Here is a 14,401-nt window from a genome sequence, read left to right on the forward strand (position 1 = left end):
GGGGCGCGGCCGCCGGGCCGGCCGGATCACCCGTCCCGCACAGCGGCGTCGGCCGGGCGGTCCGCACCCGAAGCGTGGAACAGAGAGCTGCCCGCATGGCGCACGGTGACCGGTCGTGGTCCTGGCGCGTGGACGTGACGACGGTCGTCTACGCGACCGGCCTCGGAGCCAGCTCCATCGCGCTGCCGCTGCTGGCGGTGGATGCCGGCTACTCGCTGGCGCAGGTCGGCGTCCTGACCGCGGTCTCCGCCGTCGCCCAGATCCTGGTGCGGCTGGGCCTGGGAGCGGCCCTGCGACGCTTTCCCGACCGCCTCCTGATCACTCTGGCGAGCCTGCTGCTGGCGCTGTCCTTCTTCGCAGTGATGCCGTCGACCCACATCGCCCTGTTCGTTCTCGCACAGGCGGCTCAGGGTTTCTCGCGGGCCTGCTTCTGGACCGGCATGCAGGCCCACGTGGTGAGGGACGATCGTTTCGTCACGAAGAACCTGGCTCGCAACTTCACCATGGCCAACATCGGTCTGCTCCTCGGACCCGTCGCTGCCGGATTCCTCCTGGAGGCGTCGACGGACCTCGCGCTCCTGTCGGGAGCTGCGCTCGGCGGGGCAGCGACGGTCCTGTCCCTGACGATGCGCCGCCTGCGTCCCTTCGCACCCCCAGGGTCGTCGGCCCGATCACCGCTGCGGCGCCGCCCTCTGGTGGTGACGGGCTGCGTCGCCGCGGGCGTCGCGGGGGCGTGGCAGGGCCTGCTGGGGTCCTACATGCCGGCCGTCCTGGGAGAGGCAGGGCATACGGCGGGCGTGGTCGGGGTCCTGGTGGCGCTGGCGAGCGCCGCCAACACGACCTCGACCGCCGCCCTGACGCGCGTGCGACTGGGCGACTCTCCACGCGCCCTCGTGCTCAGCTGCCTCGCTGTGGGCGCGGGCGTGGGGCTCCTCGGGGTTGCCTCCCCCTGGGTCACCAGCGCGGCAGCCTGCCTGCTGATCAGCGGTCTGGGATCGGGAGTACTGCAGACGCTGGGATCAGCCGTCGCCAGCGAGTCGGTGCACCCGGAGGAGCGCGGGCAGACCATCGCCCTGACCGGCACCGTCCGGTCGGCGGCAATGTTCGGCTCACCGCTGGCGGTGGCCGGCTTCCTCCAGGTTGCCGGCGTCACGGCGGCGCTGGGGGTGGTCGGCGTGGGTCTGCTGCTGCCCGTGCTCAGATTCCGGAAGCGGTGGAGGTGAGCCGCACGACACCGCCGGGGCGACCGGCGTGGCAGCGAGCGCGTCGCATCTGCAACGCCTCACTCGTCGGGATGTGGGCCGGCTTCTCGTCCCCCTGGCGTGAACGCGGCAGGGTATAACGGGAACGTAACAACGCGTCTTCTCCCCTGTCACAGTGCCCAGCCCTGGAGCGCGCATGTCTGATTCGTGGCTAGAGAGCCGCCCCAGGAAGCCGCCCGCAATCCGTCGAGCCAGCCCGTACGAGCGACTGAAGCAGGCCATCATGTCGGGCGAGCTGCTGCCCGGAGAGCAGCTGGTCGAGAACGTCCTCGCCGATTGGTGCCAGGTCAGCCGCACTCCCATCCGGGAGGCCCTCACGCGGCTGGAGCAGGACGGCTTGGCCCAGCGCACGGAACGGGGCCTGGTGGTCCGCGAGAGCAGCCCCGCGGAGATCATCGACATCTACGAGGCCCGCATCGTGCTGGAGAGCAAGGTGGCGGCGGTAGCGGCGGAGAGGCACACCGCCCTCGATCTGATAGCCATGCGACGGGCCGAGGAGCAGTACCGACGGGCCGACAGGGACGTCGTCAACGCACTCGTCGAACGGAACCGGGACTTCCACCGCACGATCTGGCATGCCAGCCACAACGAGTCGCTCATCGACCTGCTGGAGCGGCTCGACATGCACCTCGGTCGCTACCCCGTCACCACGCTCGCCTTCCCGGGGAGGGACGAGGTGGCGATGGATGAGCACGCGGCGTTGGTCCTGGCGATCTCCGAGCGTGATCCGGAACGTGCCGCCGCGATCGCGAGCCAGCACTTCACGACGGCTCGCGACATCCGGCTCCGGCTGTGGGAGGAGGAGTAGCCGTTACGAGCGGCGAAGGGTGGGTGGTTAACGTTCGGGGGTGCCTCACCCTCCCCCCGACTGGCTGCGCCAGGACACGCTGAGCCCGCTCGACGACAAGGTCGGCGTCGTCATCACCGACTGGAACCCGGACCGACTCGTCGCCACCATGCCGGTCGCGGGCAACGAGCAGCCTTTCGGCCTGCTGCACGGCGGCGCGACGTGCACCCTCGCGGAGACGATCGGCTCGATGGCGGCCGCGCTCACCGTCGGGCCGGAGAAGCTGGCGGTCGGAGTCGAGCTGAACGTGAGCTACCTGCGGTCGGCGACAGCGGGCGTCATAACCGCCGTCTGCACCCCGGTCAAGCGGGGACGGACCCTCGCGACCTTCCTCATCGAGGTCAGCGACGACCAGGGGCGGCAGACCGCGAGCGCTCGGCTGACCTGCATGATCGTGCCGGCCTGAACCGGTGGCCGGTCAGCCTTCGGCGACCAGCGCCGCCACCGACGGCACCGGCCGGATGTTCGGGCGGCGGCGGGCCAGCGCCCGCCGCGGTGCGGGCACCGGCAGGCCGCTGCGCTGCCAGGCCGCGAGCGAGCGCACGAGCGAGTCGAGCGCCACGATGCGGCGGGTGGAGAGCGGGGCGAAGCCCATCCTGGCGAAGAAGCGCTGCCGCTCCGCCTCGTGCCCGCCGACGGCTGCCACCACGTGCGCGGCGCCGTTCTCCTGCGCATAGCCGGCCGCCGCGGCGAGCAGTCGCGCGCCCGTCCCGCAGCGCCGGTGCTCCCGGTGGACGACGAAGGTGTCGACCGTGACCTGCGGATTGCCCAGCACCAGGGACAGCGGGTCGAGCCCGAGGACGGCGAGCCCCACGGCCACCTCCCCCCGCGCTCCCCCGCCCGGGGCGGACGGGCCCGGCAGGACGGCGAGGACGACGCGGTGCCCCGGGTCCTCGAGGAGGCGGCGGAAGCCGGAGGCCGCCGCGTTCAGCCGGGTGTGCCCGGTGAGGACGTCCTCGGCATGCGCATCCGCGCGGTGCTGCCGGACGAGTGACAGCACGGCGGGCAGGTCGTCGGGACGCGCGGTGCGCGTGACGACGCGGGACCGTGAACCGGTTCCTGACACAGGAGCCCTCCCCTGGACGGTGGGGCGAGACTGCACCCCTGAACAGCTCTGATCACGGCGACGCGCCGAGCGTGCACAGACTGTTACCACGATGGCGTGTCCCGGAAAGGTCACAGGTCAGCCCGGAGAGACGGCAACGCAACACAACTGCGTTAGCGTTCCTCCTCAACCATCGCCAGGGAGGTCGAGTGACGCACGCGCCAGGCCGCGTCCGCCGGGACGGGCACCGCCCGGGCCCGGGGGGTCCGCGCAGGCAGATCGGCACCGGTTGGAGCCGGCGACTGCAGGGCGCCCGGCGCCCCCTCGCCCTCGCCCTCCTGCTCGCCGCACTCGCCATGGTCTTCACCGTCCTCGTGCCGGGCGTCGCCTCGGCGGAGGGGGAAGCCGTGGCCGGCACCCTGCAGACGAGCCGCAGCGGCCCGATCGAGGGCGTCGAGGTCACCGTCAGCACCTCTGACGGCGAGGAGATCGCCGAGGTCAAGAGCGACGAGGACGGCCGCTGGTCGGTGGACCTGCCCGGCCCCGGCGAGTACACGGTGGAGATCAACCCCGACGACCTGCCCGAGGGTGTCACCCTCAGCGGCGAGCCGAGCCGGACGGTCACGGTCGCCGAGGGACGGCGCCAGCCGGTGAACCTCGGCCTCGAGGACGGCAGCCGCGGCTCCGGCGCGGGCGGCGTCCGCGCCATCCAGCTGTTCGTCGACGGCCTGCGCTTCGGACTGCTGATCGCGATCTGCGCCGTCGGCCTGTCGCTGATCTACGGCACGACCGGGCTGACCAACTTCGCGCACGGCGAGCTGGTCACGATCGGTGCCGTCGTCGCCTGGTTCATCAACGTCGACGGCGGCGTGCCCCTGATCGCGGCCGCCGTGGTCGCGATGATCGTGGGTGCCGCCGTCGGCGCGCTCAACGAGCTCGGCCTGTGGCGGCCGCTGCGCAAGCGCGGGACCGGACTGATCGCGGCGCTGGTCGTCTCGATCGGCCTCTCGCTGCTGCTCCGCTACCTGATCCAGATCGTCTACGGCGGCCGGTCCAACCCCTACGTGGACTACCAGACCGGGCGCTCGGTCGACTACGGCCTGTTCCGCATGACGAACGCCGACCTCTTCACGATCATCATCTGCGTCGTCGTCCTGGTCCTCGTCGCCGTCATGCTCCAGCGGACCAAGATCGGCAAGGCGATGCGCGCGGTCGCCGACAACCGGGACCTCGCCGCGTCGTCCGGCATCGACGTCAACCGGGTGATCCTCGTGGTCTGGATGCTCGGCGGCTCGCTGGCCGCCCTCGGCGGTGTGCTGCTCGGCCTGTCCGACCAGGTGCAGTGGGACATGGGCTTCCGGCTGCTCCTGCTGATGTTCGCGGGCGTCACCCTCGGTGGGCTCGGGACCGCCTACGGCGCCCTCGTGGGCAGCCTGGTCGTCGGTGTGTTCGTGCAGATGTCGACGCTGGTCATCGCCAGCGACGTCAAGTACGTCGGAGGGCTGCTGCTCTTGATCGTCATCCTCGTCATCCGGCCCCAGGGGATCCTGGGCAGCCGCGCACGGATCGGCTGAGCCATGGGAGAGCTGCTCGACGCGCTGACCACCGCGCTCAAGGCCGGCCTGGGCTTCCAGGCCATCTTCTTCGCCCTGCTGGCGATCGGTATCAACGTGCAGTTCGGGTACACCGGGCTGCTCCAGTTCGGGCAGATCGCCTTCGCGATGCTCGGCGCCTTCGGCATCGCGGTGTCGGTCACCCAGTGGGGTCTGCCGTTCTGGCTCGGCGTCGTCATCGGGCTCGTCGCGGCGATCGTGCTCGCCCTGCTGCTCGGTCTCCCGACCCTGCGGCTGCGTGCGGACTACCTCGCCATCGCCACGATCGCCGCGGCCGAGGGGTTACGGCTGTTGTTCCGGTCCGTGGACTCCACGCCGGTGACCGGCGGCACCCGTGGGCTGGCGGCCTTCAACGGCGGCTTCATCCGCCTGGCGCCCTGGGAGACCAGCCGGCGCTACAACATCCTCGGCACCACGTGGTCCGGGTCCGAGCTGTGGGTGGCGCTCGTCGGCTGGACCCTGGTGGCGCTGTTCTGCCTGCTCATCTGGGCCCTGATGCGCGCACCGTGGGGCCGGGTCGTGCGGTCCATCCGGGAGGACGAGGACGCCGTCCGGGCGCTGGGCAAGAACGTCTACGTCTACAAGATGCAGGCCCTCGTGCTCGGTGGCGTGATCGGAGCTGTCGGCGGCATGGTCTACGCGGTGGGCACCGGTTCGGCCATCCCCGACCAGTACCAGAACGCCAACACCTTCCTGGCCTACGCGGCGCTCATCCTCGGCGGTGCGGCGCGGGTGCTCGGACCGGTGATCGGTTCGATGCTGCTGTTGTTCATCATCCAGTTCGCCGACACCCTGCTCCGTACCCTGATCAGCAACGGGATCATCCCCGAGGGGCTCCTGACGGCGACCGACGTGGCCCAGATCCGATTCGTGCTCGTGGGTCTCGGCCTCATCCTCTTGATGGTGTTCCGACCACAGGGCATCTTCGGCGACCGACGAGAGGTGATGCTCGATGCCCGCTGACCCGACACCCACCGGCGCCACGGCGTCCGGTGCAGGCACCCCCCACGGCTACCACCCGGGCGAGGCCGGCGGTTTCCGCAGCGGCGACACGCCGCAGCGGCTCGCCCAGGCGGCTCTGCGCGACCTGCCCTGGGAGGTCGGCGTCGCCAAGCCGGACCCGGCGATCGTCGTCGACGGGGTCACGCGGACCTTCGGCGGCCTGACCGCCGTCTCGGTCGATCACCTCGAGGTGCAGCGCGGCGGGATCACCGGACTGATCGGCCCGAACGGGGCCGGCAAGACCACGCTGTTCAACCTGCTGACGGGATTCGACCAGCCCGACACCGGCACCTGGTCCTTCGACGGCAGGTCCCTGGGCAAGCTCTCCCCGCACCAGGTCGCCCGGCTGGGCGTCGTCCGCACGTTCCAGCTGACCAAGGCGCTGTCCCGGCTCACCGTGCTGCAGAACATGCTGCTCGGGGCCCAGGGGCAGCGCGGCGAGGGGTTCTTCCGCGCGCTCGTACCGGGCGTATGGAAGGCCCAGGAGAAGGCCAACACCGAGAAGGCCATGGACCTCCTCCAGCGGTTCAAGCTGGACACCAAGAAGGACGACTTCGCCGGCACCCTGTCCGGTGGTCAGCGCAAGCTGCTGGAGATGGCGCGCGCGCTCATGAGCGACCCGCAGGTCGTCATGCTCGACGAGCCTATGGCCGGCGTGAACCCCGCCCTGACCCAGAGCCTGCTCGGCCACGTCAAGGACCTGCGCGAGCAGGGCATGACGGTGATCTTCGTCGAGCACGACATGGACGTCGTCCGTGACATCAGCGACTGGGTGGTGGTGATGGCCGCCGGCCGCATCATCGCCGAAGGCCCGCCGGAGTCGATCAGCCAGAACCAGGCCGTGGTCGACGCCTACCTGGGCGCCCACCACGACGCGCCGCTCACCGTCGAGGAGGAGGACCGGGTCCTCGCCCAGGCCGAGCAGGCCATCGCGGCCGAGGAAGGCACCACCGGCGAGGTCCTCGCCTCCGAGTCCGTCGAGCAGAAGGACACCGACCGATGAGCGACCCGCTGTTCGAGGTGGACGAGACCGGGGAGGACGTCACGCGTGCCGACGAGGCCGCGTCGTCCACCGCCGAGCTGTCACCGGCCGAGAAGGCCGCCACCCGCGAGGAGCACGTCCGCCTGGCGGAGGGTGCCCTCGTCCGCGCCGACGACCTGGTGGCCGGCTACGTGCCGGGCGTGAACATCCTCCGGGGCTGCGACTTCTACCTCCAGGACGGCGAGCTCGTCGGCATCATCGGACCCAACGGCGCCGGCAAGTCGACGCTGCTCAAGGCCCTGTTCGGGCTGATCCCCGTCCGCTCCGGCGGAGTCACCCTGCGCGGCGAGGACATCACCTCGGCGCCGGCGCACCGCCTGGTGTCCCTGGGCGTCGGGTACGTGCCCCAGAACAACAACGTGTTCCCCTCGCTCACCATCGAGGAGAACATGCAGATGGGCGTGTACCTGCGACCGAAGACGTTCAAGGACCGGTTCGACTACGTCGTCGACCTGTTCCCGCTGCTCGGGGAGCGCCGCAAGGGCAAGGCGGGATCGCTGTCCGGCGGTGAGCGGCAGATGGTCGCGATGGGCCGAGCCCTGATGATGGACCCGTCGGTACTGCTGCTCGACGAGCCGTCGGCCGGCCTCTCCCCCGCCTACCAGGACGAGGTCTTCATCCGCTGCCGGCGGATCAACGCCACCGGCGTCTCGATCATCATGGTCGAGCAGAACGCGCGCCGGTGCCTGCAGATCTGCGACCGCGGCTACGTCCTCGACCAGGGCCGCAACGCCTACACCGCGACCGGCGAGTCGCTCATGCACGACCCGAAGGTCGTCGAGCTGTACCTGGGGACCCTGGCCAAGGCCCGCTAGCCCCGTTCCGCCCGTTCCACCCGGGCGCGATCTCCTCCGCCCCGGACAGCAGAGTGGCCCGGCACCTTCCGGTGCCGGGCCACTGCTGGGCGGTGCTACCGGGTCGGTCGACCCGGCCGAGCGTCAGCGCTGGGGACCGATGCCCTCGGCGTTGAGGCTCTGGATGATCTTCGAGGACTCCTCGAACCCGATGACGACGATCGCGTCGGGGTTGAGGTCGACCATCTGCTGCACCTCGGCGTCGAAGTTCGCCGCCTGCGGGTCGTAGATGATCGGCTCGGGGACGTCCTCCTCGCTCAGTCCGCCGGCCAGCAGGTTCTCGTAGATCACGTCCGCGAGTCCGGTGCCGTACGGGTCGTTGAGGGCGAGGATGCCCACGGTGTTGTTCCCGTCGGCGAGGATCACGTCCGCCAGGGCCTGTCCCTGGAGAACGTCCGGCGGCGCGGTGCGGAAGTACAGCCCGTTGTCGTTGTACGTCGTGAAGATGTCCGAGGTGTTGGCCGGGGAGATCTGCATGACGCCGGCACCGGTGATGGTGTCGATGACGGTCTGGCTGACGCCGGAGGACGCCGCACCGACGATGACGTTGACGCCGGCCTGCAGGAGACGGTCGACGGACTGCGTCGCGGTGTCGGTGGAAGTGTCACCCGAGTCGGAGCCCTCGGGACGGACCGGGGCGCCCAGGACGCCACCGGCGGCGTTGATGTCGGCGATCGCCAGGTCGAAGCCCGCGATCTCCGGGGGGCCGAGGAAGGCGAGGTTACCGGTCAGCGGCAGCAGGTAGCCGATCACGAGCGGCTCGCCGGTCGCGTTGGGAGCGGCCGCGGTGCCGTCGTTCGGACCCTCGTCGGTCGCTGCGTTCTCCTCCTCGCCCGCGATGACGAACTCGGTGTCGTCCTCGAGGGCGTTGTCGGGACCGAACTCGAGCAGCCCGTAGCTGCCGACCGCCGGCTCCCCGGGGTCCGTGAACGCCAGCGGACCGGAGAACCCGTCGTAGTCGGGGTTCCCACCGCTGTTGACGATCTCCAGGCAGGCCGCGAAGTCCTCGCACTTGTCGCCGCCGAAGGTCACGCCGTTGACGTAGGCCTTGAAGACGTTGGCGTCGTTCGTGCCGGCCATCTGCGCCGCAAGGGCGGAGATCACGACGGCGTCGTAGGTCTCACCTGCGTAGTTGAAGTCCTGGAGGTCGGGGTCGGCCTCGAGCAGCCGGTCGCGGAAGTCGCCACTGAGCTCGGTGAGCGGCGTGGTGCCCTTCATCCCGTCCAGTGCGCCGTCCTCGGTGAAGTCCTCACCGAGGGCGTTGCCCATGTTGCCGTCACTGCCGTAGACGTTGACCTGCTTCTCTTCGCTGCCACCCTCCGCGGCGGTGTCCCCACCGCCGTCGTCGCCGCCGCCGCAGGCGGTGAGGGCGAGAAGGGCAGCACCTGCCGCGGCGATGCCGCGTGCCGTGGTGCGAGTGCGCATCAAGCAACTCCCAGTGTCATCGTGCTGTGCGCCCGAACCGGTCCGCTGGCGAACCGGCCGCTCGGACGCCCGATAGGTGCGGTGAACGTAGCTCCCCCACGATCACTTGCACCTGCGTCAGCAGTCACTGTGATGAGGTCGTGACCTGCTCTCCCGGCGGCCCGGACAGCCCCAGAAGATGCCCCGCGCATGGGAAAAGCGCAGCTCCCGGCCCCGCGGGGCCCGGCGGTCACGACGTCGTCGCGACCGCAGCGGCGCGACGTGGGGCTACGGCAGGAACGCTCAGGCGGGTGAACCCTCGCTCGCGGTCCCCGGCTCCAGGATCGACTGCGCGAGCGCCTTCATGGAGGTGCGCTGGTTCATCGCCGTCCGCTGGATCCAGCGGAACGCCTCCGCCTCGGTGATGCCCCGCTGCTCCATCAGCCGGCCCTTGGCCTGCTCCACCACCTTGCGCGTCTCCAGGCGCTCCTCGAGGGTCCGCACCTCGCCGTCCAGGGCGGCCATCTCGGCGAACCGGGCCCGCGCGACCTCGATCGCCGGCACCAGGTCGTTCTTGGAGAACGGCTTCACCAGGTAGGCCATCGCCCCGGCGTCCCGGGCTCGCTCCACGAGCTCGCGCTGGCTGAACGCGGTCAGGACGATGACCGGGGCGATCCGCGCCGAGGCGATCTGCTCGGCGGCGGACAGCCCGTCCAGCACCGGCATCTGGATGTCGAGGATGACCAGATCAGGGGTCAGCTCGCGCGCCCTGTCGAGGGCCTGCTGCCCGTCCCCGACCTCGGCGACGACGGAGTACCCCTCCTCCTCGAGCATTTCCTTGAGGTCGAGGCGGATGAGCGCCTCGTCCTCGGCGATGAGGACCCGGATCGTCTCGCTGCTCACGGGACGGGAGCCTAGCGACGTCAGGGCCTCCGCACTCCACCGCTAGGCTGCTCGGGCAGCCGGGCCGCCCCGGCGCGCCCCCGTACCCCAATCGGCAGAGGGAGCGGATTCAAAACCCGCGCAGTGTGCGTTCGAGTCGCACCGGGGGCACCGCACAACTTGTCGTCCTCCGGACGACGACCGCCGCCACAACATTGCGGTCCTCCGGACCGCACCGCGGCCAGGAGCCGTTCCCCGCTGCGCACAGCCCCTCCCGTGTCCCCGCCGGGAGACCCTCCGGGCCTCCACGACGGGTCCACCCGGCTCCGCCGGAGTTCCCTCTCCCGGTCACCCAATACGGTGGCTCCTGTGACCGAGCCTGTTCCGCACATGACTCCCGAGCAGTTCCGGCAGCACGGCCACGAGGTCGTCGACTGGATCGCCGACTACTGGTCGCGGATCGGGTCCTTCCCGGTGCGTTCCCAGGTCGCGCCGGGCGAGGTGCGCGCCGGTCTCCCGGCCACCGCGCCGGAGCAGGGCGAGCCGTTCTCCGCCGTCCTCGCCGACCTCGACCGGGTGGTTCTCCCCGGGACGACGCACTGGCAGCATCCCCGCTTCTTCGGCTACTTCCCGGCCAACACCTCCGGCCCATCGGTGCTGGGCGACCTGGTCTCCGCCGGCCTGGGGGTGCAGGGTATGTCGTGGGTGACCAGCCCGGCCGCCACCGAGCTCGAGCAGCACGTCCTGGACTGGCTGGCCGACCTGCTGGACCTGCCCGCCTCGTTCCGCTCCACGGGCGCCGGCGGCGGCGTCGTGCAGGACTCCAGCTCCGGGGCCAACCTGGTCGCCCTCCTGGCCGCGCTGCACCGGTCCAGCAAGGGCGCCACCGTCCGACAGGGCGTCGACCCCGACCGCGCCACGGTCTACGTCTCCGCGGAGACCCACTCGTCGATGGAGAAGGCCGTCCGCATCGCCGGCCTGGGCAGTGACGCCGTCCGCATCGTGGAGGTCGACGGCGACCTCGCCATGCGCCCGGCAGCCCTGGCCGCCCGGCTCGAGCGGGACGTCGCCCGGGGCTACACCCCGGTCCTCGTCTGCGCGACCGTGGGGACGACGTCCACGACGGCCGTGGACCCGCTCGCGGAACTGGGGCCGATCTGCCAGAAGTACGACGTCTGGCTGCACGTCGACGCCGCCTACGCGGGCGTGAGCGGCATCGTGCCCGAGCTGCGCGGCCTCCAGGACGGGGTGGCGTGGGCCGACAGCTACACCACCGACGCGCACAAGTGGCTGCTCACCGGCTTCGACGCCACGCTCTTCTACGTCGCCGACCGAGCCGCACTGACCGGCGCCCTGGCGATCCTGCCGGAGTACCTCCGCAACGCCGCCACGGACGCCGGCGCCGTCGTGGACTTCCGCGACTGGCAGATCCCCCTCGGCCGGCGCTTCCGGGCCCTCAAGCTCTGGTTCGTCCTCCGCTGGTACGGCGCCGAGGGACTGCGGGCCCACATCCGCTCCCACGTCGCCCTGGCTCAGGAGCTGGCCGGCTGGGCCGCCGCGGACGAGCGGTTCGACGTCGTGGCGCCGCACCCGCTGTCCCTGGTCTGCCTGCGCCCGCGCTGGCCGGCGGAGGTCGACGCGGACGTCGCGACGATGACCCTGCTCGAGCGGCTCAACGACGGCGGCGAGGTGTTCCTGACCCACACGACCGTGGGCGACCGGACGGTCCTCCGAGTGGCCGTCGGCTCCCCCGCCACGACCCGTGAGCACGTCGAGCGGGTCTGGACGCTGCTGCGGGAGGGGCACGACTGGCTGGCGGCCGACTTCGCGGCTGCGGCCGCCGAGCAGGCCGCAGCCCGGGCGGCGGAACGGGCCCGCGCCGACGCCGAGCGGGAGGCACGGGAGGCCGCAGAGGCAGCGGCCCGCGCCGAAGCGGCTCAGCAGGAGGCCGTGGAGTCCCCGTCCGACGACCTCCCGGCGGACGACGAGACCGCCCTCGCCCTGGACGAGACCGACGCGATCGCGACGGACGGCCCGACGGTCGAGGAGTCCGCCCGCCGCGTCGAGGCGCAGGGCGACGACGACGACGTCTCGGCAGTCGAGGAGACGGCGCTGGTGCTCGACGAGACCGACTCGGTCAGTCCCGCGGGGAACGGATGAGGCCCTCCTGGGCCACCGTGGCGACGTGCGTGCCGTCGGCGGACCAGATGTTGCCGAAGCACAGCGCCCGGCCGTAGGAGGCTGCGGGGCTGTCGGTCTCGTAGAGCATCCAGTCGTCGGCCCGCACGGGCTGGTGGAACCAGACGGCGTGGTCGAGGCTCGCCCCGTCGAAGTCCGACCAGCCGCCGCCGAGCCGGGCGAAGCCGGCGGACAGGAGCGTCAGGTCACTGACGAACGTCAGGGCCGCCGAGTGCACGAACGCGTCGTCGCCGAGTTCCCCGGCCACCCGGAACCACGTCCAGGACTTGGTGTCCGGCGGTGACTTGGGAGGCGTGTCGTACGGGTCCTCGAGGAAGCGCTGCTCGACGGCCCGCCCCATGGCGTCCATCCAGGCCGCGCGCTCGCCGTGCCGCGCCGCGATCTCCGCCGTCCCCGGCAGGCCCTCGGGCCGGGCGACGTCCGGCATCGGCAGGCAGTGCTGGGCGAGGGCCTTCTCCCCGGCGTGGAAGTCCGCGGTCAGGGCGAAGATGGCGACGTCCTCGCCCTTGCGCTCCTGCCACGCGACGACCCGGCGGGTGGTGAACGACCGGCCGTCGCGGATGCGGTCCACGGCGTAGCGGATCTCGGCGAACGGGTCGCCGGGGCGGAGGAAGTAGGAGTGCAGCGAATGCACGCCGCGGTCGGCGGGAACCGTGCGCCCGGCCGCCACGAGCGCCTGGCCGGCCACCTGACCGCCGAAGATCCGCTGCCGCTCGGTGCTCGGGGTCTGCCCGACGAAGACGTCCTCGTCCCGCTCCTCGAGGTCCAGGATGGCCATCAGCGCCGCCGCCTGGCTCTCGCCGGCGCGGTCGCTCACGAGTCGGTGCCCACTTCGTGCACGCGGATGAGGTTGGTGGAGCCGACGGTGTTGGGCGGGCTGCCGGCGACGACGACGACGCGGTCGCCGACCTTGAGCCGGCCGATGGACAGCAGCGAGAAGTCCACCTGGGCCACCATGTCGTCGGTGTGCTCGACCGACGGCACCAGGAACGTCTCGACGCCCCAGGAGAGGGCCAGCTGGCTGCGCACCCGGGCGTCGACCGTGAAGGCCAGCAGCGGCTGACGGGGGTGGATGGCGGCCAGCCGGCGCGCGGTCTCACCGGTCTGCGTGAACGTGGCCAGCGCCTTGACGTCCAGCGCCTCGCTGACGTCCTTCGCCGCCCGCACGATCGCGCCGGAGCGGGAGCGCGAGCGGCGCACGACGTCCGGCACGGCCATCGTGTCGCTCTCGACGGCGTCGATGATCCGTTCCATCGTCCGGACGGCGCCGATCGGGTGGGCGCCCACCGACGTCTCCCCCGACAGCATCACCGCGTCGGCGCCATCGAGGACGGCGTTGGCGACGTCGGAGGCCTCGGCGCGGGTGGGCCGCGAGTTCTGGATCATCGACTCGAGCATCTGGGTGGCGACGATGACCGGCTTGTTGCGCTCGCGGGCGGCCTGGATCGCCCTCTTCTGCACCAGAGGGACCTGCTCCAGCGCGAGCTCCACGCCGAGGTCGCCGCGGGCGACCATGATGCCGTCGAAGGCCTCGACGATCGCCTCGAGGTTCTCGACCGCCTCGGGCTTCTCGAGCTTGGCGATCACGGGGACGGAGATGTCCTCCTGCCGCATGATGTCGCGCACCAGCTGGGCGTCCTCGGGGTGCCGGACGAAGGACAGCGCGATGAAGTCCGCCCCGAGCCGCAGCGCGAACCGGAGGTCCTCCTCGTCCTTGTCCGACAGCGGCGGCACGCTCACCGCGACGCCGGGCAGGGACAGACCCTTGTTGTTGGAGACCTCGCCGCCCTCGACGACCAGGCAGAAGACGTCCGGGCCCTCGACGCGGACCACGGTGAGGGCGAGCTTGCCGTCGTCCACCAGCAGGCGGTCGCCGATCCGGACGTCGTCGGAGAGGTTCCTGTAGGTCGTGGAGACCCGCTCGGCGGTGCCCGGCACGTCCTCCACGGTGATGCAGACCTGGCTGCCGGTCGGCCACTGGACCGGACCGTCGGTGAAGGTGCCCAGCCGGATCTTGGGACCCTGCAGGTCGGCGAGCACGGCCACCGCGTGACCGGTCGAGTCCGACGCCTCGCGGACGAGCCGGTAGGAGGTCGCGTGGTGCTCGTGCGCCCCGTGGCTGAAGTTCAGCCGGGCGACGTCCATCCCCGCCTCGACGAGAGCGGTGATCTGCTCCAGCGAGCTGGTCGCGGGTCCGAGGGTGCAGACGATCTTGGCGCGGCGGGACATGCCGTCAACGCTAGTGGGGTGG

13 protein-coding genes and 1 tRNA gene are annotated in these 14,401 nt (G+C 71.4%); 9 read left to right on the forward strand and 5 right to left on the reverse strand.

Annotated elements, in window-relative coordinates; translation table 11 throughout:
• The 3 genes from E4P40_RS15335 to E4P40_RS15345 all read left to right on the forward strand — a co-directional run.
• Positions 1-1,223, forward strand: a 1,223-nt coding sequence (locus E4P40_RS15335) for an MFS transporter (RefSeq protein WP_209305353.1), incomplete at its 5' end; no start/stop codon positions are given.
• Between the two features lie 175 nt (positions 1,224-1,398).
• The gene (locus E4P40_RS15340) at positions 1,399-2,070 is read left to right on the forward strand and encodes a GntR family transcriptional regulator (protein WP_135159407.1); all 672 of its coding nucleotides are present in this window, start codon (positions 1,399-1,401) and stop codon (positions 2,068-2,070) included.
• A gap of 40 nt (positions 2,071-2,110) precedes the next feature.
• A complete protein-coding gene (locus E4P40_RS15345) occupies positions 2,111-2,515 on the forward strand; it encodes a PaaI family thioesterase (RefSeq protein WP_135159408.1) in 405 nt (134 codons plus the stop codon).
• A 12-nt stretch (positions 2,516-2,527) separates the two neighbouring features.
• On the opposite strand, the gene E4P40_RS15350 is transcribed toward E4P40_RS15345, so the two are convergent.
• Positions 2,528-3,175, reverse strand: coding sequence for a GNAT family N-acetyltransferase (locus E4P40_RS15350; RefSeq protein WP_167762251.1), 648 nt, complete (start codon positions 3,173-3,175; stop codon positions 2,528-2,530).
• Positions 3,176-3,363: 188 nt separating this feature from the next.
• Here E4P40_RS15350 and E4P40_RS15355 point away from each other — a divergent pair, with 188 nt between their 5' ends.
• From E4P40_RS15355 to E4P40_RS15370, 4 genes are read left to right on the forward strand one after another with little or no spacing between them, the layout of a single operon-like run.
• Positions 3,364-4,728, forward strand: coding sequence for a carboxypeptidase regulatory-like domain-containing protein (locus E4P40_RS15355; RefSeq protein ID WP_245160367.1), 1,365 nt, complete (start codon positions 3,364-3,366; stop codon positions 4,726-4,728).
• Positions 4,729-4,731: 3 nt separating this feature from the next.
• Complete coding sequence (locus E4P40_RS15360) at positions 4,732-5,730, forward strand: branched-chain amino acid ABC transporter permease (protein ID WP_135159410.1); 999 nt, start codon at positions 4,732-4,734, stop codon at positions 5,728-5,730.
• Positions 5,720-6,772: an ABC transporter ATP-binding protein gene (locus E4P40_RS15365; RefSeq protein ID WP_135159411.1), complete on the forward strand. Its 1,053-nt coding sequence runs from the start codon at positions 5,720-5,722 to the stop codon at positions 6,770-6,772. Before E4P40_RS15360 ends, E4P40_RS15365 begins: the two co-directional genes overlap by 11 nt.
• Positions 6,769-7,626 carry an ABC transporter ATP-binding protein gene (locus tag E4P40_RS15370; protein ID WP_209305354.1) on the forward strand — a complete coding sequence of 286 codons (858 nt, stop codon included), beginning with the start codon at positions 6,769-6,771 and terminating at the stop codon, positions 7,624-7,626. Before E4P40_RS15365 ends, E4P40_RS15370 begins: the two co-directional genes overlap by 4 nt.
• A 123-nt stretch (positions 7,627-7,749) precedes the next feature.
• Here E4P40_RS15370 and E4P40_RS15375 read toward each other — a convergent pair whose 3' ends face one another.
• Both E4P40_RS15375 and E4P40_RS15380 read right to left on the reverse strand, forming a co-directional pair.
• On the reverse strand, positions 7,750-9,090 hold the full coding sequence (locus tag E4P40_RS15375; protein ID WP_135159412.1) for an ABC transporter substrate-binding protein: 1,341 nt from the start codon (positions 9,088-9,090) through the stop codon (positions 7,750-7,752).
• 282 nt (positions 9,091-9,372) lie between these two features.
• Positions 9,373-9,972, reverse strand: coding sequence for a response regulator (locus tag E4P40_RS15380; protein ID WP_135159413.1), 600 nt, complete (start codon positions 9,970-9,972; stop codon positions 9,373-9,375).
• 76 nt (positions 9,973-10,048) lie between these two features.
• Between E4P40_RS15380 and E4P40_RS15385 the strand changes: the two genes are divergently transcribed.
• Together E4P40_RS15385 and E4P40_RS15390 are read left to right on the forward strand one after the other, a co-directional pair.
• Positions 10,049-10,122: transfer RNA gene (locus E4P40_RS15385), tRNA-Leu, on the forward strand.
• Positions 10,123-10,320: 198 nt separating this feature from the next.
• A complete protein-coding gene (locus E4P40_RS15390) occupies positions 10,321-12,111 on the forward strand; it encodes a pyridoxal-dependent decarboxylase (RefSeq protein ID WP_245160368.1) in 1,791 nt (596 codons plus the stop codon).
• Here the strand turns inward: E4P40_RS15390 and E4P40_RS15395 are convergent.
• Both E4P40_RS15395 and pyk read right to left on the reverse strand, forming a co-directional pair.
• Entirely contained in the window at positions 12,089-12,967 is an 879-nt protein-coding gene (locus E4P40_RS15395) for an acyl-CoA thioesterase II (protein ID WP_245160369.1), read from the reverse strand. The genes E4P40_RS15390 and E4P40_RS15395 overlap by 23 nt on opposite strands.
• The gene (gene pyk / locus E4P40_RS15400; protein WP_135159414.1) at positions 12,964-14,379 is read right to left on the reverse strand and encodes a pyruvate kinase; all 1,416 of its coding nucleotides are present in this window, start codon (positions 14,377-14,379) and stop codon (positions 12,964-12,966) included. Before pyk ends, E4P40_RS15395 begins: the two co-directional genes overlap by 4 nt.
• Positions 14,380-14,401: the final 22 nt, after the last annotated feature.

The sequence above is a fragment of the Blastococcus sp. CT_GayMR20 genome (genome assembly GCF_004570345.1).